The sequence below is a fragment of the Weissella cibaria genome, assembly GCF_004521965.1.
Taxonomy (GTDB): domain Bacteria; phylum Bacillota; class Bacilli; order Lactobacillales; family Lactobacillaceae; genus Weissella; species Weissella cibaria_A.
On sequence record NZ_SDGK01000061.1, the window covers coordinates 19846 to 39171 of the forward strand.

Sequence of the window (19326 nt, forward strand, 5' to 3'; positions counted from 1 at the left end):
CAAGGGGGTGGATGATAAGAAGTTCTGGATGGTGACGCCAACGGGTAAGGTGTCAGACATGACTGAAAAAGAAGCGCTTAGGTATGATATCGATCCCCAACCGCTATCAGGTTGGTTTATGGCGTTTAATGCGCACGAAATTTTCCACGGGACAGAACAGGAGGGCTGGGCTTCGCCGAATAAGCACTACAACCCAGACCAAAACGAGTATTCGAAGCACACGGATGCGCGCCGCATTCGATTGCAATTGCAAGAACAGTTGATGGCGGCGTACACGAATAAGTCTGGAAAGTCATTGGCGCAAGCGTTGGCGACGTACCGTTACGACAAGAAGAACTACAAGGCAACCTTTGAGGGCGATCGTGTGGAAGAAACGGCGTACTACTACGAGATTCGTTCATCACTATTTGCTGGTTATCCAGACAAGGTGAATACGATGAAACAAAACAATCAAGCTGTGCGGACATTATTTAAGCAAAACCGCTTGGCTTACCTAGATAGTGGTGCATACGCTGAAACGTATAACGTCGGTGCGTTGGCGTCATTTATTCTTGATTGGCAAGCTGATAAGCAAGGTATCTCACGTGATACGTGGAAGAAGGCCATGGCTTCTGATAAGATGAATCCGATGGACTACCTCGATAAGCATGCCAAGATTTTTTACATCCCACCATACAAGGCCACGATGACGAATGTTGAGTACAAGACGATGTACAAGAAGATTTTAAATTACAAGAATTTAGCCGATTAAATTACAAGAAGGGAACGGTTGCGAGTTCTCTTCTTTTTTTATAAGTGAAATTTCGTTATACTGGTATACGAGTGGCAAACTGCAAAAAATGGTTTGGCAAACGGAAAGGTGGTCGCATATGGCGCAACTGTTTTATCGTTACGGCGCGATGGCAAGCGGTAAGAGTATCGAAATTTTAAAAGTCGCACACAACTATGAAACACAACAACGCCATGTGCTTTTATTGACGAGTGCGCTAGATAATCGTTCTGGGGTTGGTGAAATTGCATCACGGATTGGGATGCAACGTTCAGCCACAGCAATTACTGAGCAGGACGACCTGTTCGCATTAATTCACAGTCAAGATGAGGTTGCTGCAGTCTTAATCGACGAAGCCCAATTTATGACCAAAGCCCAGGTGTTACAACTGACACGGGTAGTGGATGAGTTACATATTCCTGTCTTGGCCTTCGGGTTGAAGAATGACGCGTTTAATAACTTATTCCCGGGATCAGAAGCTTTGCTGATTTATGCGGATAAAATCGAGGAAATGAAGACGCTTTGTTCATTCTGCGGTCGTAAGGCGACGATGAACTTACGCATTTCTGACGGTCGGCCCGTTTATGAAGGCGCACAGGTGCAAATTGGTGGGGATGAAGCCTACATGCCAGTTTGCCGTTATCACTATAATCACCCAGACATGGCAGCGATTGCCCGTCGTGTTGTTAAGCACTAATACATACTTAAAGAAGAGGAATTGTAAATCACATGGATGAGATTTTTGAGAAGGTCCAAGCGGTTGTTGACCGTTACGACGAAATCAGCGAAATGATTTCTGACCCTGATGTCATTTCAGATACGCAACGTTTCATGGCGCTTTCTAAGGAAGAAGGTAGCTTGCGTGAAACTGTTGAGACGTTTAAGCGCTACAAGGATGTTGTTGACGGTATCGAAGGCAACGAAGAGATGTTGAACGAAGGCTTGGGCGACGCTGAATTGGAAGAAATGGCCAAAGATGAGTTGAAGGAGCTAAAGGCAGAAAAGGAAACCCTTGAAGAGCAAATCAAGATTTTGCTTTTGCCAAAGGATCCAAACGATGATAAGAACATCATCATGGAAATCCACGGGGCTGCCGGTGGTGATGAAGGGGCTTTGTTTGCGGCTGACTTGTACGGCATGTACCAACGCTACGCTGAAAAGCAAGGTTGGAACGTTGAAATTATCGATGAAAACAAAACTGAAATCGGTGGGTACAAGGAAATCGTTTTGATGATTACGGGTAACAACGTTTATTCAAAGTTGAAGTTTGAGAACGGTGCGCACCGTGTGCAACGTGTCCCTGAAACGGAATCAGCTGGGCGTGTGCACACGTCAACGGCTACTGTTGGTGTGATGCCAGAATACGAAGACGTTGATATTGAAATTGAAGACAAGGATTTGCGTGTCGATGTGTACCGCTCATCTGGTGCCGGTGGACAGCACGTTAACAAGACGTCATCAGCTGTGCGTATGACCCACTTGCCTTCTGGTATCGTAGTGGCAATGCAAGACCAACGTTCGCAACAACAAAACCGTGCGAAGGCGTTGGAAATTTTGAAGGCGCGTGTCTACGATTATTACGCGTCACAAAACGAAGCTGAATACGCTGAGCAACGTAAGACGGCGGTTGGTACGGGTGATCGTTCAGAACGTATTCGAACGTATAACTACCCACAAAACCGTGTGACTGACCACCGTATTGGTTTGTCATTGAACAAGTTGGATCGGATTATGAATGGTGAATTGGAAGACGTGATTGATGCGTTGATTATCGCTGATCAAACGGCTAAGTTGGAAGAATTGAAGCAAGGATAGATAACATGTTTGATGAACAATGGACAATTCAAGCAGTTTGCGATTGGGGTGATTGGCAACTTGAGCCATATATTCACGACCAAGAAGAGCGACTTGCACAAATCGATTATCTGCTAACGGGGATGATGGATTGGAACTATGCGCAATTGGCGAATAACTTGAATACGGTCTTAGAGGACGAGAAGCGGTTACGTTTCATGGTTGCCGTCCGGGCAATTAAGGGTGGTCAACCAGTGCAGTACGCGCTGGGCCACGCTGCGTTCTATGGCCGCGAGTTCAACGTTGATCGACGTGTTTTGATTCCACGCCAGGAGACTGAAGAATTAGTTGAATGGGTACTAAACGATCATAAAGCAACTGGGACAGCACAACGCGTGCTCGACATTGGAACTGGTTCAGGGGCGATTGCGGTAACAATTGGGGCTGAACGACCAACCTGGAATGTGACTGGGGCGGATATTTCAGCAGATGCGTTAGTAGTAGCGCAAGCCAACGCTGACCAGTTCGCCAAGCAGGTTAAGTTCATTGAAAGTGACTTGTTTAGCAAAGCAACTGGGCAATACGACATCATTATTTCGAACCCACCTTATATTAGTGAGGCGGAACGTGATGTGATGGATGAGTCAGTTATCATGTACGAACCAGATTTGGCTTTGTTTGCTGATGATGAGGGGTTAGCCTTGTACAAACAAATGGCAGCCCAATTACTCACTTACTTGGCACCCAACGGGACAGCGTACTTTGAAATTGGCTATCAACAAGGGCCAGCTTTGTTAGCGGTCTTTGGCGAGTTGCCTGGCGTATCAGTAGCGTTGCGTCAAGATATGAGTGGACATGATCGGATGATTAAAGTGTCGCGGGAGGCATAAAGAGTATGGCAGAGACGAAAATTTGGTCGGCCGACGAATTGCTAGCAGCCGTTCGTGCGATTAAGCGCGGATCACTGGTAGCGTTCCCGACTGAAACGGTGTACGGCTTGGGTGCCGATGCCTTTAATGAAAAAGCAGTTAGTAGAGTGTACGCAGCAAAAGGCCGACCATCGGATAATCCGTTGATTGTCCACGTCGCTGACATGGAACAAGTTGATCGCTTTGCGGTGGTTAATGCGTGGGCCGAAATGTTAATGGACGCCTTTTGGCCAGGACCTTTGACGATGATTTTGCCAGTCAAGCCAGGTACAGTGTCAACGACGGTAACGGGGGGCTTGGATACTGTTGCCGCCCGGATGCCGGATAACGACGTGACACGGGCGTTGATTCGTGAGGCAGATGCGCCCATGGTTGGTCCATCTGCGAACACGTCAGGGAAGCCATCACCAACAACTGCCCAACACGTTTATCATGATTTGCATGGTAAGATTTCAGGCATCTTGGACGATGGTGCGACAAAGATTGGGGTGGAGTCGACGGTGATTGATTTGTCGACAGATACACCAGCTGTGTTGCGTCCTGGTAAGATTACGCCAGCCCAAATCGAAGCAGTTTTGGGTGTGCCGGTGGACTCTGAAATTAAGCACGTTGATGCAGATGAAGCGCCAAAAGCACCGGGCATGAAGTATCGCCACTATGCACCTGATAAAGATGTCTATATGGTGGCACCGGAAGATTGGACACAGGCGATTATTTGGGCACAAAGCCAATTGGAGCCAGTTGGCTTGATGTTGACGAACGATTTAATTGTGAAACACCAGTTGGCCGGCATGGACTTTGTCTGGTCGCTCGGGGATAATGGAGATACTGCAGCAGCGAAATTGTTTGCCGGCTTACGTCATTTTGATGATCGTAAGGATGTGTTAACCGTTTTGGTGGCTGCTATGCCAAATACGCCAGAAAATAGTGCTTACAATAACCGTCTTGGCAAGTCGTCAGGCGGTCACTGGGTAACTGAACTGTTGGCGGATTAATTTTGGGGCTGTAATAGTTATTGGGGATATATAGGAGGTCATTGCGAATGACAAATTATCGTGAATTTGATCCAGAGTTGTGGGCAGCGATTGATCGTGAAAGCGACCGCCAAGAACACAATATTGAATTGATTGCATCTGAGAACATTGCATCAGCAGGTGTCCGTGCGGCACAAGGTAGTATTTTGACAAATAAGTACGCTGAAGGTTATCCAGGTAAGCGTTACTACGGTGGTACAGAATACATCGACCAAGTTGAACAATTGGCTATCGACCGGGCAATGGAATTGTTTGGTGCCGAATACGCCAATGTGCAACCGCATTCAGGTTCGCAAGCGAATGCGGCTGTTTATGCGGCTTTACTTGATCACGGAGACCACGTGTTGGGGATGGACTTGAATGCTGGTGGTCACTTGACACACGGATCATCAGTTAACTTCTCGGGTAAGACTTACCAATTTCACTCATACGGATTGGATGAGAACGAATTGATTGATTACGATCAAGTGCAAGCGTTGGCCGATGAGTTCCAGCCTAAGTTGATTGTGACGGGTGCGTCAGCATATTCACGATTCATTGACTTTGACCGCTTCCGTCAAATCGCCGATTCAGTTGGTGCTTATTTGATGGTCGATATGGCCCACATCGCCGGTTTAATTGCAGCCGGTGTTCACCCATCACCAGTTGGCATTGCAGATGTTGTGACCACAACGACGCACAAGACGTTGCGTGGTCCACGTGGTGGTATGATTTTGGCCAAGGCTGAATTAGGTAAGAAGTTGAACTCAGCGGTCTTTCCAGGCACGCAAGGTGGTCCATTGGAACACGTGATTGCGGGTAAGGCAGCTGCGTTCTATGAGGATATGCAACCTAGCTTCAAGGCATATGGTCAACAAATCGTGGCCAATGCTAAGGCAATGGTCGAAGTCTTCGAGCAATCTGATTTGGTTCGCGTTGTTTCTGGTGGCACGGATAACCACCTCTTTAACTTGGATTTGACTGCAACTGGTTTGACGGGTAAGGAAGCGCAAAACTTATTGGATAGTATTCACATTACGACTAATAAGGAAGCTATTCCAAATGAGCCACGTAGTCCGTTCATTACGTCAGGTATTCGCATCGGAACGCCAGCAATTACGACCCGCGGCTTTAAGGAGCATGAGGCGCGTCAAGTGGCCCACATGATTTTGCGTGCCTTTGAGAACCACGATAACCAAGAAGTCCTCGATTTGATTGCAGCGGAAGTTATTGCACTGACGGATCAATTCCCATTGAGCGGAATTGAGCACGCGGAATAACATAACCTGTATAATAGAAGAAAATGAATTGGAGTAAATGACATGAGCAAGCTTACTGTTTTTGATCACCCATTGATTCAACACAAGCTAACGATTATTCGTGATAAGAACGTTGGAACGAAGGAGTTCCGCGAAATTGTTGATGAAATTGCATCATTGATGGCGTACGAAGTAACGCGTGATTTGCCAGTTGAAGATGTTGTTGTTGAAACACCAGTTGCCAAGACGACGCAAAAGGCGTTGGCTGGTAAGAAGTTGGCTATCGTGCCAATTTTGCGTGCCGGTTTGGGCATGGTCGACGGTATTATGAAGTTGATCCCAGCCGCTCGTATCGGTCACATCGGTATGTACCGTGATGAAGAATCATTGGAGCCAGTTGAATACTTCGTTAAGTTGCCAGAGGATATTGATCAACGCGAAGTGTTGGTTGTTGATCCAATGTTGGCCACTGGTGGTTCAGCGGTCATGGCGATTGATGCGTTGAAGAAGCGTGGCGCGACGAAGATTAAGTTGATTACGTTGGTTTCAGCCCCAATCGGTGTTGAGACAGTACAAAAGGCCCACCCTGACGTTGACGTGTACACGGCTGGTTTGGACGGAGGTTTGAACGAACACGGTTACATTGTCCCAGGTTTGGGTGATGCCGGTGACCGTTTGTTCGGTACTCACTAATTGTAAATTGGATAGTAGAGGCAGAGTGATTAATATCATTCAGCCTCTATTTTTGTTACGATTGGGTAGAATGAAAGATATTATCAGTGATGAAAAGGAGATACACATGAGAGTACTAGTTGTTGGTGCAAGTGGTCGTGTTGGTAAGGAATTGGTTAAGCAATTAGTAGCGGATGGCCGTGAAGTTGTTGCAGGGACACGTCATACTGACCAAGATTTTGGCGCTGGTGTAACGGTCAAGAACATTGACTTGTTGGCTGATGAAGCCACGCTAATTGGTGAGTTGCGTCCGTTGGCAGTTGATGCCATCTATTTTGTAGCTGGTTCACGTGGTAAGAATTTATTACAAATCGACGCTTTTGGAGCAGTTAAGTTGGAAAACGCAGCCGAAGCCTTGGGCATTAAGCGCTTTATCATGTTGTCATCATGGAACGCGACGTCACCAGCTGAATGGGGTGAAGGATTGCGCGATTACAACATTGCCAAGTTCTTTGCCGATCGATGGTTGATGGATAATACCAACTTGGACTACACCATCTTGCAAGCGGGTTCATTGGTTGAAGAGCCTGCGACCGGGTTGGTTGCGCTTGACCCAACTGAGCCGGGTAAGAATGCTATTCCAAACGTTGCGGCTGTTTTGGTAGCGTTGTTGCAAGCTGAGAATACGTACCGCCGGGTCATTACGATGCACGATGGGGAAGTTGCGATTCCAGCGGCTTTGCGAGAATTAAAGTCAATTTAAACCAGCAGGTGAACTTTCTTTCTGTTAGAATGTAGGTAACGAAAAGAAAGTGAGGAATTGCACATATGGCAAACTTTAACGAATACGTGGTTGCGGCCGGTCAATTGTTGGTGATGGCAACGGCGGTTGATAATCAACCATCAACCCGCATCATGGGCTTTGCACAATCAACTGAAGCGCCTAATAAGTGGTACTTGGTAACCGATCCAGCCTCTGCCAAGGTTGCTGAATTGGATGCAAACAGTAAGGTTGCGTTTAATACGATGATGGGGGAGGGCGGTCGCCGAATCTCATCAAACAAGGGAACACTGGTGCGCTCTGAAAAGACGTGGGCCGATGTGAAGCACTATTTCGAAGATAATAAGGGCTTCATGGCCGGTCACCCAACGCCAGAACAAGAAATTATTTTGGAGTTGACGTTCCCGTCAGCACTGTTGGCGTCATTCGTTGAAGCGCCAGAAGTGATCAATTTTTAAGTAAAACGTTTAACACGAACTGAAGTGTTTACCAAGAGTTTTAACTACTATATACTAATAGACATAAAGAACGTCTTTAAGTTAGCCCAGCGAGACTAACAAGATCGACTAACGTACTATTGGGGTAGTAGGACTAAAACAACCGCACGTTACAAGATTTAGCAGCTGGGATGATGAGTCATCTTGGCTGCTTTTGTTTTTAAAGGCGATGAAAGAGGAGTGTTATTATGGAAACGAAACGCGATGTGGTCCTAGACGTCAATGAACGGCCGGGCTTCTTGCAATGGATTGGGTTGTCATTGCAACACATGTTCTCAATGTTTGGGTCAACGGTGTTGGTGCCATTGTTGGTTGGTTTGAACCCCGGAATTGCGCTATTTAGTTCAGGTGTGGGAACTTTGCTGCACATCTTGATTACGAAGCGTCAAATTCCAGCGTACATGGGGTCAAGTTTTGCCTTTATTATTCCGATGGTGGCCTTAATGAAAACAACTGGCTACCCCGGTGTGGCAACTGGTGTTATCTCGGTTGGTATTGTTTACTTGATTGTCGCTGCGATTGTGGCGTTCATCGGTACAAACTGGATTGAAAAGTTGTTGCCGCCGATTGTGGTGGGGCCAATTATCATGGTCATCGGGCTGTCATTGGCATCATCTGCTGCACAATCAGCAACCTTGTTGAATGGCAAGTATGATATTCGGGTTTTTGCAGTGGCGATGATCACGTTGGCTTTGACAATCCTCTTCAATATGTTCCTTAAGGGCCTCTTGGGCTTGATTCCCATTTTACTTGGTATTGTGGGTGGTTACATCTTTGCGATTTTGTTTGGGTTAGTTGATTTAGCACCAGTTGCACACGCGGCATGGTTTGCCTTGCCAGATTTTGATGTACCATTTGTGGATTACAAACCTGTAATGCACTGGGGTGCGATTATCGTGATGGCACCGCTAGCATTGGTCACGATTACTGAACACTTGGGTCACTTGATGGTCTTGGATGATTTGACGGGTCGCGACTTCATACGTAATCCTGGTTTGCACCGTACGTTGGCTGGTGATGGTACAGCCTCAATCTTCGCTGGTTTGGTTGGCGGACCATCAGTGACGTCATACGGAGAAAATATCGGTGTTATGGCTATTACCAAGGTTCACTCAGTGTACGTCTTGATTGGTGCGGCCGTCTTCGCTATTTTGTTCTCATTCGTGGGTAAGTTGTCAGCATTGATTCAATCAATTCCCGGCGCTGTAACAGGTGGTGTCTCATTCTTGCTGTTCGGTGTTATCGCAGCTTCTGGTTTGCGTATCATCGTTGAAAACAAGATCGACTTCAACTTAAAGCGTAATTTGATGATTGCCTCATCAGTTTTGGTTATCGGAATTGGAAACGCATACTTGCAAGTTGGTCACGGTAATGACATTATCCAATTCTCAGGGGTGGCAATTGCGACAGTTTTGGGAATTATTCTGAATTTGGTTTTGCCACAAAAGGCAGCTTCTGAAGAGTAATAAATATTCAAGAATAGGCGACGGTGCGTAAAAGCAATGTCGCTTTTTATTTGTAAAATGTCACAAAAACGCTTAATGACGCGGGTTTGGCAAGTCGGGAAATATCAATTCTGGATATTAATATCAATTTATTCCTAATTGGAATGATTGAAACGTCGCTAAATGGGCCTTTTCTTGAGTGGTTGCACATTTGGGACAAATTTGTTGAATGCTAAAACGTTGAATTTCGTTCCTAAAAGCGTAATATAGGGGGGTAAAAGTTTAACGGCCCTGTGTTCTGCGCATCGCCGCTCAATTATATTTAGAAAGGAAAGAGGTGGATTTCTGTGGGTGAGAAGACCGCAACCTTTAGCATTGCGGGGCTAACGTTCGACTGGAGCATTATCATTTCAACAACTGTGACATTCGCAATTGTTTTCTTCTTGGTATTTTGGATGTCTCGCAAGTTGGTTTTAAAGCCAGCTGGTAAGTCAAAGCAAAATTTCCTAGAATGGATTATCGATTTTACCAACGGTATTGTTGATGGATCGCTACCAAATCGAACTGGAACTAACTTAAAGTTCTTCGCATTCTCAATGTTCATGTTCATCTTCGTTGCGAACCAATTGGGTGTTGCCTTCGTGGTTAACTTCAATGACGTAACGTACTTGCGTTCACCAACGGCTAACCCGTTGGTAACGATGACCTTGGCATTGATTGCAATTGGAATGTCCCATTTCTTGGGTGTTCAAAAGCTCGGATTTAAGAACTATTTCAAGTCAGTTTACTTGAGTCCATTTAGCGCATTGCTGCCAATTAACATTATTGAGCAATTCACAAGTTTCTTAACATTGGGACTTCGTTTGTTCGGTAACATTTTTGCCGGTGAAATGGTCTTGTCTCTTCTTTGGGAATTGGCAAATGCAGCCGGTGTCGTATCATTCGTTCCAGCATTCTTGTTGACGATGATTTGGCAAGCATTCTCTTTGTTTGTCGGAAGTATTCAAGCTTATGTCTTTGTGACGTTGACTACGGTTTACGTATCAGAAAAGACTGAGATTGAAGAGTAATTGTTTTTTATCTAATTGGAGGATTAAAAAAATGGACGTTGCAACCATTGGTGTTGGTGTTGCTGCTGCTGGTGCCGCTATTGGTGCCGGAATTGGTAACGGTATTGTTATTTCAAGCATGATCTCAGGTATGGCCCGTCAACCTGAATTGGAAGGTAAGTTGCGTTCTAACATGTTCATCGGTGTTGGATTGGTCGAGGCCGTGCCTATCATTGCCATTGCCATTGCCTTCATGTTGTTGAGCAAGTAATAGTAACGCGGAGGCCAACTAATTATGATTAATCAAATTGTTCTAGCAGGTGCTAGCGAAGGGTTGGCTTTGGGTAACATGTTGTTTGTACTAGTGGCATTCCTAGTGTTGATGCTTCTTATTAAGAAGTTCGCCTGGGGTCCAGTAGTAAAGATGATGGAAAGCCGTGCGGAAAAGGTTTCTCGCGATTTGGACTCTGCTGAAGAGGCCCGCAAGCAAGCCGAAGCTGATGCAGCTGAGCGTTCTGCTCAATTGCAAACAGCACGTACTGAAGCAAACGGCATCATCACTGACGCTAAGGCTGCTGCCGGTAAGCAACGTGATCAAATCGTTGCTGACGCGCATGTAGCTGCCCAAGCCACAAAGGATCAAGCTTCAGCTCAAATCGAGCAAGAGCGTGCCGAGGCTATGGCTGGCGTGAAGAATGATGTTGCTGAATTGTCAGTATCAATCGCACAAAAGATTATCCAAAAGGAACTAAAGTTAGATGATCAAAAGGCGTTGATTGACGCCTACATCGAAGGGTTAGGTAACAAGTAATGGCATTGGATCAAGCAACGATTGCTAAGCGATATGCCGTTGCTTTGTTCGAATTAACCCATGACCAAAACACGGATGCTGCGACTTTAGCTGAATTGACTGAAGTCCGCGCAGTATTGGTGGAAAACCCAAAATTGACGAAGGCCATTGAATCAATGCGTGTGCCTGAGTCGGCTAAGAAGCAAATGGTAGCAACGCTATCAGATGGGACTAGCCAAGTGGTAACTAACTTGCTTCAAATGGCGTATGATTACCGCCGTTTCAGCAACTTGCCAGCGATTATTACGGCATACGAAGCTTTGGTTAACAAGGCTGAAGGTGTGGTATACGCAGAAGTTAAGACTGCCGTTGCGTTGAGCGATGAACAAGTTGTCCGGATGACGGCGCAACTTGCAACTCGTTTTGATGCAAAGGAAGTTAAGTTGACACAATCTGTTGACGAAAACTTACTTGGTGGCGTTGTTGTGCGAGCTAACAACCAGATTTTGGATGGGTCATTAGCAACTAAGTTAGCTGCTATTCGTCAGAGTATCATCCGCTAGTAATCTGAAAATCTAGTAGAAATTGATGTTGTGTGTGATGAATAGACACACTTTAAAGAAAGAGGAACTGCTGAAATGAGCATCAAAGCTGAAGAAATCAGTTCACTCATCAAGAGCCAATTGGCCAACTATCAAGACGAATTGACTGTTCAAGAAACGGGTACTGTTACTTATGTTGGTGATGGTATTGCCCGTGTAACCGGTTTGGAGAATGCTCTTGCCGGTGAATTGGTCGAGTTTGAGAACGGCGTATTTGGTATGGCACAAAACCTTGAGTCTAATGATGTTGGTATCATTATCCTAGGTAAGTACGACGAGATTCGCGAAGGCGATACTGTTAAGCGCACTGGTCGTATTATGGAAGTGCCTGTTGGTGAGGGATTGATCGGACGTGTTGTTAACGCATTGGGTCAACCAATCGACGGAATGGGACCAATTAACTCGACGAGCACTCGTCCAGTTGAAATAAAGGCCCCAGGAGTTATGGATCGTAAGTCTGTTTTCGAGCCATTGCAAACTGGTTTGAAGGCCGTCGACGCCTTGGTTCCTATTGGTCGTGGACAACGTGAGTTGATTATCGGTGACCGTAAGACGGGTAAGACGTCTGTTGCCATCGACACGATCTTGAACCAAAAGGATCAAGACATGATCGTTATCTACGTGGCTATTGGACAAAAGGACTCAACTGTGCGTACGCAAGTTGAAACTTTGCGTCAAATGGGTGCTTTGGATTACACGATTGTTGTCTCAGCTGGCCCTTCAGAACCAGCCCCAATGTTGTACTTGGCACCTTATGCCGGAGCAGCAATGGGTGAAGAGTTCATGTACAACGGCAAGCATGTTTTGATTGTGTACGATGATTTGTCAAAGCAAGCTACGGCTTACCGTGAGCTGTCATTGATTCTTCGTCGTCCTCCTGGACGTGAAGCTTACCCTGGTGACGTCTTCTACTTGCACTCACGTTTGCTAGAACGTGCGGCAAAGTTGTCAGACGAATTGGGTGGCGGTTCTATGACTGCTTTGCCAGTTATCGAAACGCAAGCGGGTGACGTTTCTGCGTACATCCCAACGAACGTTATCTCAATCACCGACGGACAAATCTTCTTGGATGCCGACCAATTCTACGCCGGCGTACGTCCTGCCATCGATGCCGGAACTTCTGTTTCACGTGTTGGTGGTGACGCCCAAATTAAGGCCATGAAGAAGGTTGCCGGAACGTTGCGTTTGGACTTGGCTTCATTTAAGGAGTTGGAGTCATTCGCACAATTCGGTTCTGACTTGGATGCGGCAACGCAAGCTAAGTTGGCCCGTGGTCGTCGTACTGTTGAGCTGTTGAAGCAACCATTGCATCAACCATTGCCAGTTGAAGAGCAAGTTTTGTCATTGTACGCCTTGACTCGTGGTTTTATGGATGACGTTGCAATTGAAGATATCCAACGCTTCGAATCAGAATTGATCGCAGCTGTTCGTGCTTCACACAACGACTTGTTGCAAACGATTGTTGACACAAAGGATTTGCCTGATGCAGATGCTATGAACGCTGCAATTACGGAGTTCAAGGCAACCTTTGCGCCAAGTGCCCATTAATTAAGGGAGGGGCGATAAATGGCAGCTTCTTTGCAAGATATTCAACGCCGAATTGCCTCAACAAAAAAGACGCGACAAATCACGAGTGCCATGCAAATGGTTTCTACGGCTAAGTTGAGTCAAATTCAACGTCACGGTAGTTCATACACAACGTATGCTAACGCCTTGCACGACGTTGTGGCACACTTAGCTAATGCACACATCAACAATGTTTCAGGTACTTTACTTGAACAACGTGATGTGAAGAAGGTTGGCTTCTTGGTCATCTCTTCTGATCGTGGTTTGGTTGGTGGTTATAACTCAACGCTATTGAAGGGTTTGATGGCAGTTATCGAGGAGCGTCAATTGACGCCTGACCAAGTGGTTATTTTGGCCGTTGGTGGTAACGCTTCAGACTTCTTCAAGAAGCGTGGCTTCAATGTTGCATACGAGTACCGTGGTGTGTCTGATGTGCCTACCTTTAACGAGGTTCGCGAAATCGTTAAGACCGTTACGACAATGTACGACAACGAAGTCTTTGATGAGTTGACTGTTGCATACCAACACTTCGTATCACGTATTCAAAACGATCTTCGTTTGGAGAAGATGTTGCCAGTTACGACTGATGACATGGAACCAACTGAAGATGGCGGTTTGAAGGCGGATTACGAAATGGATCCTTCTCCAGAACAAATCTTGGGTGTGGTTTTGCCACAATATGCTGAGAGTTTGGTTTATGGTGCTATTTTGGATGCCAAGACGGCTGAGCACGCGGCTTCGGCCAACGCAATGTCATCGGCAACTGATAACGCCAAGGAAGTGATTAATACGTTGGAGTTGCAATTCAACCGTGCGCGTCAAAGTGCGATTACGACGGAAATTACAGAAATTACAGGTGGTATGGCTGCCTTGGATTAGTCCAAGCGGCGGAACCCCTTTGAAATGAAGGAAGGAAACGACAATGAATACTGGACGTGTTGTTCAAGTCATTGGCCCAGTCGTCGACGTTGCCTTTCCATCAGGAACTCAAGTACCTGACATCAACAATGCTTTGATCATCGATAAGGGTGAGCAAGGTTCGTTGACGGTTGAAGTATCTTTGGCTTTGGGTGATGGTGTCGTTCGTACGATTGCCATGGACTCAACTGATGGTTTGCAACGTGGGATGGCCGTAGAGGACACTAATGCACCTATTAGTGTTCCAGTCGGTGAAGCTACGTTGGGACGTGTGTTCAACGTTTTGGGTAACCCCGTTGACGGTGGTGAAGCATTGGGTGAGGATGTTCCTCGTGACCCAATCCACCGTGACGCGCCTGCCTACGACCAATTGGCCACATCTACTGAAATCCTTGAAACTGGTATCAAGGTTATCGATTTGTTGGCACCTTACATCCGTGGTGGAAAGATCGGATTGTTCGGTGGTGCCGGAGTTGGTAAGACTGTTTTGATTCAAGAATTGATTCACAACATCGCACAAGGTCACAATGGTATTTCTGTCTTTACTGGTGTCGGGGAGCGTACCCGTGAAGGTAACGACATGTATCACGAAATGAAAGATTCAGGAGTTTTGAAGCAAACGGCCATGGTTTATGGTCAAATGAACGAGCCTCCTGGAGCGCGTATGCGTGTTGCCTTGACTGGTTTGACAATTGCTGAGCACTTCCGTGATGTTAACGGACAAGATGTGTTGTTGTTTATCGACAACATCTTCCGTTTCACGCAAGCTGGTTCAGAGGTTTCAGCCTTGTTGGGACGTATCCCATCAGCCGTTGGTTACCAACCTACGTTGGCAACTGAAATGGGTCAATTGCAAGAGCGTATTACGTCAACACAAAAGGGTTCAGTTACATCTATCCAAGCCGTTTACGTGCCTGCCGATGACTATACTGACCCTGCTCCTGCTACGACATTTGCGCATTTGGATGCCACAACTAACTTGGAGCGTTCATTGACGCAACAGGGTATCTACCCAGCTGTGGATCCATTGGCTTCAACGTCAACTGCATTGACGCCTGAGATTGTTGGTCAAGAACACTACGAAGTTGCAACTGAAGTACAACGTACGTTGCAACGTTACCGTGAGTTGCAAGACATTATTTCAATCTTGGGTATGGATGAATTGTCAGATGAAGAGAAGACGACCGTTAACCGCGCTCGTCGTATTCAATTCTTCTTGTCACAACCATTCTCAGTTGCTGAGACGTTTACTGGTTTGAAGGGTGAGTACGTACCAGTTGCTGAAACTGTACGTAGCTTCAAGGAAATCTTGGAAGGTAAGTACGACCAATACCCTGAAGATGCCTTCCGTAACGTTGGTGTCATCGAACAAGTAGCTGATAAGGCTGCTACGATGGCTCAATAGTGAGGGCGCGCCATGAGTGAACACAGCCTACATGTTAAGGTGGTAACGCCGAATGGTGTCGTGTTCGATTATGAGACTGCTACGTTAGTTGTGCTTAGTACGACTGGCGGTGAAGTGGGTGTCATGGCGAACCACGCACCAATTATTTCAGCTTTGAAAGTGAGCGAAGTGAAAATTGTTGACGAGGCCAATGGCGTTGAAGAACGCTTGGCTGTCAGCGGCGGCTTTGCTGAGTTCTCTTCAAACGTGTTGACTGTTGTGTCAGACGCCGCTGAGCGTGCTGCTGACATCGATGTGACACGTGCTGAGTCAGCTAAGGAACGCGCCGAGCGTCGCCTTGCTGAAGAAAGCTCAGTTCGTGATGTAGAACGTGCTCAGGTCGCTTTGTTGCGTGCCGCGAACCGTATCCACGTTGCGACTGGCAAGTAGTCAATCGACTAACTTTAAGGATCTCGAACAGAAATGTTCGGGGTCCTTTTTTGTTTCGGGTGGTAAACTAGTAACAGACAGAAAAAAGCATGAAGGAGACAACCCATGAAATTAGGTGCGACGGTTGGCATTGGCGTCGTCGTAATTGGACTGGTTGCTGGGGGCTTAGTTTATGCCCATCAGCAACTTCAAACCACGTCAATTACCGAGTCTAGTCAACACACGAGCAAGAAAACCAAGTCGGCAACGACCAAGCCATATCCTGTGCAGGTGAAAGCCGGGGCACCTGAGGCGACGACATTAATGGTTGTTAACAAAAAACATCCGTTGCCAGCTGATTACAACCCCTATAATGGTGGCTTGAGCCCTAAGACGAACCAGGCAAAAGATGAATTGATTAGTGCGATGAAGGCTGCTGGCTTTAACGTTGGGGATACGGTTTCTGGGTACCGAGCTTATGATTACCAGAAGATATTGTATGATGGTTATGTGGCTGGTCAGGGGCAGGCGGCAGCTGATTCCGTTTCGGCCCGACCTGGTTACTCAGAACACCAAACTGGTTTGGCGTTTGATTTGCGGAGTAGTACCGGTGGCTTGTTTGCGGAAGGTGGATCTGACCTAGATGCTGCGCAATGGTTGCAGGATAATGCCTATAAGTATGGCTTGATTGTCCGTTATCCGGAAGATTTAACGACTTTAACCGGGTATGACCACGAAGAATGGCACATGCGTTATGTTGGTAAGCGGGCAGCTGCGGTTATTACGAAGTACCATTTATCATTGGAACAATACACAGGTAATGCAGGTGGTGACTACAATAAGTCAAAGTCAGCTGATATCCCAGCCCTCGAAGAATACAGCGCAACTTATAAAGACCGTCTGACCAAATAAAGGGAGTGTTAAGGGCCTCTTAAATTTGGTAGAATAGACTTAATATTGATTTTAGAAAGCAGGACGACACGATGATCGTATTATCGGGAACTATCGGAGCTGGAAAGACCAGTTTGACAACTATGCTCGCTGAGCACTTGGGAAGTGACGCATTCTATGAGTCCGTGGACGATAACCCAATTTTGCCTTTGTTCTACGAGAATCCAAAGAAGTATGCGTTCTTGCTACAAAATTATTTCTTGAATAAGCGCATGGACAATATCAAGGACGCACAAGGCAGCAAGCTAAACGTCATTGATCGTTCAATTTTTGAAGATTTGTTGCTGTTTCAATTGAATGCCGATTTGGAACGTGCAACGCAAACAGAAGTCCAAATTTACGGCGATTTGTTGAACAACATGATGGAACAAGTTGATTTTTCCGACGATGCTATCGTTAAGACGCCAGATTTGTTGATTTATATCCACGTTAGTTTCGATACAATGTTGGCCCGTATCCAAAAGCGTGGTCGTGATTTCGAACAAATTGATCACGACCCATCTTTGTATGATTACTACAAGACGTTGAACGAGCGTTACATTGCTTGGTTTGAAGGTTACGACCGTTCACCTAAGCTAAGTATTGATGGTGATAAGTACGACTTCGTTAATGACCCTGAAGCGGCTAAGAAGGTATTATCTTTGATTGACGAAAAAGTTGATGAACTCGGTTTGCGTGATTAATTAGGAGAAAAGAATTATGTTAGATATGAAGTTGATCCGTAATGAAACGGAAAGCGTAAAGGAACGTTTGGCTACACGTGGTGTCGATGCTGCGGAAGTTGATGCCTTGGTAGCTGACGATGCTAAGCGTCGTGAGTTGTTGGTACAAACGGAAGAGTTGAAGGCCCGCCGCAACACGGTGTCTGACGAAATTGGTTTGAAGAAGCGTAACAAGGAAGACGCGTCAGATGTTATTGCTGAAATGCAAACGGTGTCTGCAAAGATTAAGGAATTGGATGAAGAAGTCGCTAAGGTCGACGAAGCTATCCAAGACCGCATGTTGCATTTCCCTAACTTGCCAAACCCAACGATTCCAGTTGGTGCAGATGAAGAAGCTAACCGTGAAGAGCGTGTTTGGGGTGAAATCCCATCATTCGACTTCAAGCCAAAGGCACACTACGAAATTGGTGAAGGCCTTGGTATTTTGGACTGGGAGCGCGGTGCTAAGGTTGCCGGTGCTCGCTTTGTCTACTACGTTGGCCAAGGCGCCCGTCTTGAGCGTGCCGTTTACAACTTTATGTTGGACGAGCACCAAAAGGAAGGCTACAAGGAAATGATTACGCCTTACATGGTTAAGGACGCAGCCATGTTTGGTACGGGTCAATACCCTAAGTTTATGGAAGACGCTTATCGTGTCGGCACGAACGCAGACATGACGTTGATTCCAACGGCTGAAGTGCCTTTGACGAACTACTTCCGTGAAGAAGTGATTGATGCTGACAAGTTGCCATACTCTGTAACGGCCGTTTCACCATCGTTCCGTCAAGAAGCCGGGTCAGCTGGTCGTGACACGCGTGGCTTGATTCGTATGCACCAATTCAACAAGGTTGAAATGGTTAAGTTTACGAAGCCTGAGCAATCAAACCAAGCTTTGGAGGATATGACGGCAAACGCTGAAAACATCTTGCAAAAGTTGCACTTGCCATATCACGTAATCACGTTGTCAACGGGAGATATGGGCTTCTCAGCTGCTAAGACATACGACTTGGAAGTTTGGATGCCTGAACAAGACATCTACCGTGAGATTTCATCTGTATCAAACACGGAGACTTTCCAAGCGCGTCGTGCCCGTATTCAATACCGTGATGAAGAAGGTAAGTTGCAATTCGTTCATACGTTGAACGGATCAGGGTTGGCAGTTGGTCGTACGGTTGCTGCAATTTTGGAAAACTACCAAAATGAAGATGGTACAGTGACAATTCCAGAAGTGCTACGTCCATACTTTGGCGCAGACAAGATTGTCCCTGAAGACAAGTTGTAATAATAACTAATTAACCACCCGTCGATTATCGGCAGGTGGCTTTTTTATGTTCGTGAATTGCGAAAATAATATGAATAAAGGGGGTTGTCAAAACGCGTTGAAGCGAGTAATATATATCGAGTGGTAAGGCGACATGCCTACCGGACCGCTGCCAAGCGTTCCACTTGATAAAACAAGTTTTAAAAAAGTGTTGACACTTAATTCGAAACTTGTTATTATATAAAAGTTGTTTCAAGCGAATAACTTGAAGACGTCTGTTGCGGATGTGGCGGAACTGGCAGACGCGCTGGATTTAGGTTCCAGTGCCTTCGGGCGTGCAGGTTCGATTCCTGTCATCCGTATTATCGGTTTACGATAGACATGCCGACTTAGCTCAGCTGGCAGAGCACTTCACTAGTAATGAAGGGGTCGCTGGTTCGAATCCAGTAGTCGGCATTTGATGCGAATATAGTTCAGTTGGTAGAACGCTACCTTGCCATGGTAGAGGTCGCGGGT

The 19326-nt window shown here is 46.2% G+C and carries 21 protein-coding genes and 2 tRNA genes; all 23 read left to right on the top strand.

Annotated elements, in window-relative coordinates; genetic code table 11:
* Positions 1-7 precede the first annotated feature (7 nt).
* The 23 genes from EST42_RS07650 to EST42_RS07760 all read left to right on the top strand — a co-directional run bounded on the left by EST42_RS07650 (position 8) and on the right by EST42_RS07760 (position 19266).
* Positions 8-751: a hypothetical protein gene (locus EST42_RS07650; protein WP_245150435.1), complete on the top strand. Its 744-nt coding sequence runs from the start codon at positions 8-10 to the stop codon at positions 749-751.
* A gap of 118 nt (positions 752-869) precedes the next feature.
* The gene (locus tag EST42_RS07655; RefSeq protein WP_099088564.1) at positions 870-1466 is read left to right on the top strand and encodes a thymidine kinase; all 597 of its coding nucleotides are present in this window, start codon (positions 870-872) and stop codon (positions 1464-1466) included.
* Between the two features lie 32 nt (positions 1467-1498).
* Positions 1499-2584, top strand: a complete 1086-nt coding sequence (gene prfA / locus EST42_RS07660; RefSeq protein ID WP_134644915.1) for a peptide chain release factor 1 — start codon at positions 1499-1501, stop codon at positions 2582-2584.
* Positions 2585-2589: 5 nt separating this feature from the next.
* Entirely contained in the window at positions 2590-3453 is an 864-nt protein-coding gene (gene prmC / locus EST42_RS07665; protein ID WP_134644916.1) for a peptide chain release factor N(5)-glutamine methyltransferase, read from the top strand.
* A gap of 5 nt (positions 3454-3458) precedes the next feature.
* Complete coding sequence (locus EST42_RS07670) at positions 3459-4487, top strand: L-threonylcarbamoyladenylate synthase (protein ID WP_134644917.1); 1029 nt, start codon at positions 3459-3461, stop codon at positions 4485-4487.
* 47 nt (positions 4488-4534) lie between these two features.
* A complete protein-coding gene (gene glyA, locus EST42_RS07675; RefSeq protein ID WP_134644918.1) occupies positions 4535-5785 on the top strand; it encodes a serine hydroxymethyltransferase in 1251 nt (416 codons plus the stop codon).
* Positions 5786-5827: 42 nt separating this feature from the next.
* The gene (upp, locus tag EST42_RS07680; RefSeq protein ID WP_134644919.1) at positions 5828-6457 is read left to right on the top strand and encodes a uracil phosphoribosyltransferase; all 630 of its coding nucleotides are present in this window, start codon (positions 5828-5830) and stop codon (positions 6455-6457) included.
* A gap of 106 nt (positions 6458-6563) precedes the next feature.
* Positions 6564-7199 (top strand): NAD(P)H-binding protein, encoded by a 636-nt coding sequence (locus tag EST42_RS07685; RefSeq protein ID WP_134644920.1) that lies wholly within the window; start codon positions 6564-6566, stop codon positions 7197-7199.
* 65 nt (positions 7200-7264) lie between these two features.
* A complete protein-coding gene (locus tag EST42_RS07690; RefSeq protein ID WP_134644921.1) occupies positions 7265-7675 on the top strand; it encodes a pyridoxamine 5'-phosphate oxidase family protein in 411 nt (136 codons plus the stop codon).
* A gap of 227 nt (positions 7676-7902) precedes the next feature.
* Positions 7903-9180 carry a solute carrier family 23 protein gene (locus EST42_RS07695; RefSeq protein ID WP_134644922.1) on the top strand — a complete coding sequence of 426 codons (1278 nt, stop codon included), beginning with the start codon at positions 7903-7905 and terminating at the stop codon, positions 9178-9180.
* A 326-nt stretch (positions 9181-9506) separates the two neighbouring features.
* On the top strand, positions 9507-10229 hold the full coding sequence (atpB, locus tag EST42_RS07700) for a F0F1 ATP synthase subunit A (RefSeq protein ID WP_010369559.1): 723 nt from the start codon (positions 9507-9509) through the stop codon (positions 10227-10229).
* 31 nt (positions 10230-10260) lie between these two features.
* Positions 10261-10479 (top strand): F0F1 ATP synthase subunit C, encoded by a 219-nt coding sequence (gene atpE, locus EST42_RS07705; RefSeq protein WP_004560332.1) that lies wholly within the window; start codon positions 10261-10263, stop codon positions 10477-10479.
* 24 nt (positions 10480-10503) lie between these two features.
* Positions 10504-11019, top strand: a complete 516-nt coding sequence (gene atpF / locus EST42_RS07710; protein ID WP_134644923.1) for a F0F1 ATP synthase subunit B — start codon at positions 10504-10506, stop codon at positions 11017-11019.
* A complete protein-coding gene (gene atpH / locus EST42_RS07715; protein WP_134644924.1) occupies positions 11019-11561 on the top strand; it encodes an ATP synthase F1 subunit delta in 543 nt (180 codons plus the stop codon). Before atpF ends, atpH begins: the two co-directional genes overlap by 1 nt.
* A 75-nt stretch (positions 11562-11636) precedes the next feature.
* A complete protein-coding gene (atpA, locus tag EST42_RS07720) occupies positions 11637-13148 on the top strand; it encodes a F0F1 ATP synthase subunit alpha (RefSeq protein ID WP_134644925.1) in 1512 nt (503 codons plus the stop codon).
* Positions 13149-13166: 18 nt separating this feature from the next.
* Positions 13167-14045: a F0F1 ATP synthase subunit gamma gene (locus EST42_RS07725; protein WP_134644926.1), complete on the top strand. Its 879-nt coding sequence runs from the start codon at positions 13167-13169 to the stop codon at positions 14043-14045.
* Between the two features lie 43 nt (positions 14046-14088).
* Entirely contained in the window at positions 14089-15489 is a 1401-nt protein-coding gene (atpD, locus tag EST42_RS07730) for a F0F1 ATP synthase subunit beta (RefSeq protein ID WP_134644927.1), read from the top strand.
* 12 nt (positions 15490-15501) lie between these two features.
* Positions 15502-15918, top strand: coding sequence for a F0F1 ATP synthase subunit epsilon (locus tag EST42_RS07735; protein ID WP_134644928.1), 417 nt, complete (start codon positions 15502-15504; stop codon positions 15916-15918).
* 105 nt (positions 15919-16023) lie between these two features.
* The gene (locus tag EST42_RS07740; RefSeq protein WP_134644929.1) at positions 16024-16809 is read left to right on the top strand and encodes a M15 family metallopeptidase; all 786 of its coding nucleotides are present in this window, start codon (positions 16024-16026) and stop codon (positions 16807-16809) included.
* 71 nt (positions 16810-16880) lie between these two features.
* The gene (locus EST42_RS07745) at positions 16881-17531 is read left to right on the top strand and encodes a deoxynucleoside kinase (RefSeq protein WP_010369531.1); all 651 of its coding nucleotides are present in this window, start codon (positions 16881-16883) and stop codon (positions 17529-17531) included.
* Positions 17532-17547: 16 nt separating this feature from the next.
* Positions 17548-18831 carry a serine--tRNA ligase gene (gene serS / locus EST42_RS07750; protein ID WP_134644930.1) on the top strand — a complete coding sequence of 428 codons (1284 nt, stop codon included), beginning with the start codon at positions 17548-17550 and terminating at the stop codon, positions 18829-18831.
* A gap of 259 nt (positions 18832-19090) precedes the next feature.
* Positions 19091-19172, top strand: a tRNA-Leu gene (locus EST42_RS07755).
* Between the two features lie 21 nt (positions 19173-19193).
* Positions 19194-19266 (top strand) — tRNA-Thr (locus EST42_RS07760).
* Positions 19267-19326 lie beyond the last annotated feature (60 nt).

Excerpts from the sequence above, each read along its gene's own strand:
- prfA (WP_134644915.1), top strand. The coding sequence starts at position 1,499 with ATGGATGAGATTTTTGAGAAGGTCCAAGCGGTTGTTGACCGTTACGAC.
- EST42_RS07735 (WP_134644928.1), top strand. The coding sequence starts at position 15,502 with ATGAGTGAACACAGCCTACATGTTAAGGTGGTAACGCCGAATGGTGTC.
- atpA (WP_134644925.1), top strand. The coding sequence starts at position 11,637 with ATGAGCATCAAAGCTGAAGAAATCAGTTCACTCATCAAGAGCCAATTG.
- EST42_RS07740 (WP_134644929.1), top strand. The coding sequence starts at position 16,024 with ATGAAATTAGGTGCGACGGTTGGCATTGGCGTCGTCGTAATTGGACTG.
- EST42_RS07745 (WP_010369531.1), top strand. The coding sequence starts at position 16,881 with ATGATCGTATTATCGGGAACTATCGGAGCTGGAAAGACCAGTTTGACA.
- atpF (WP_134644923.1), top strand. The coding sequence starts at position 10,504 with ATGATTAATCAAATTGTTCTAGCAGGTGCTAGCGAAGGGTTGGCTTTG.
- atpE (WP_004560332.1), top strand. The coding sequence starts at position 10,261 with ATGGACGTTGCAACCATTGGTGTTGGTGTTGCTGCTGCTGGTGCCGCT.
- EST42_RS07695 (WP_134644922.1), top strand. The coding sequence starts at position 7,903 with ATGGAAACGAAACGCGATGTGGTCCTAGACGTCAATGAACGGCCGGGC.
- serS (WP_134644930.1), top strand. The coding sequence starts at position 17,548 with ATGTTAGATATGAAGTTGATCCGTAATGAAACGGAAAGCGTAAAGGAA.
- prmC (WP_134644916.1), top strand. The coding sequence starts at position 2,590 with ATGTTTGATGAACAATGGACAATTCAAGCAGTTTGCGATTGGGGTGAT.
- EST42_RS07725 (WP_134644926.1), top strand. The coding sequence starts at position 13,167 with ATGGCAGCTTCTTTGCAAGATATTCAACGCCGAATTGCCTCAACAAAA.
- EST42_RS07655 (WP_099088564.1), top strand. The coding sequence starts at position 870 with ATGGCGCAACTGTTTTATCGTTACGGCGCGATGGCAAGCGGTAAGAGT.
- EST42_RS07685 (WP_134644920.1), top strand. The coding sequence starts at position 6,564 with ATGAGAGTACTAGTTGTTGGTGCAAGTGGTCGTGTTGGTAAGGAATTG.
- EST42_RS07670 (WP_134644917.1), top strand. The coding sequence starts at position 3,459 with ATGGCAGAGACGAAAATTTGGTCGGCCGACGAATTGCTAGCAGCCGTT.
- EST42_RS07690 (WP_134644921.1), top strand. The coding sequence starts at position 7,265 with ATGGCAAACTTTAACGAATACGTGGTTGCGGCCGGTCAATTGTTGGTG.
- glyA (WP_134644918.1), top strand. The coding sequence starts at position 4,535 with ATGACAAATTATCGTGAATTTGATCCAGAGTTGTGGGCAGCGATTGAT.
- upp (WP_134644919.1), top strand. The coding sequence starts at position 5,828 with ATGAGCAAGCTTACTGTTTTTGATCACCCATTGATTCAACACAAGCTA.
- atpH (WP_134644924.1), top strand. The coding sequence starts at position 11,019 with ATGGCATTGGATCAAGCAACGATTGCTAAGCGATATGCCGTTGCTTTG.
- atpD (WP_134644927.1), top strand. The coding sequence starts at position 14,089 with ATGAATACTGGACGTGTTGTTCAAGTCATTGGCCCAGTCGTCGACGTT.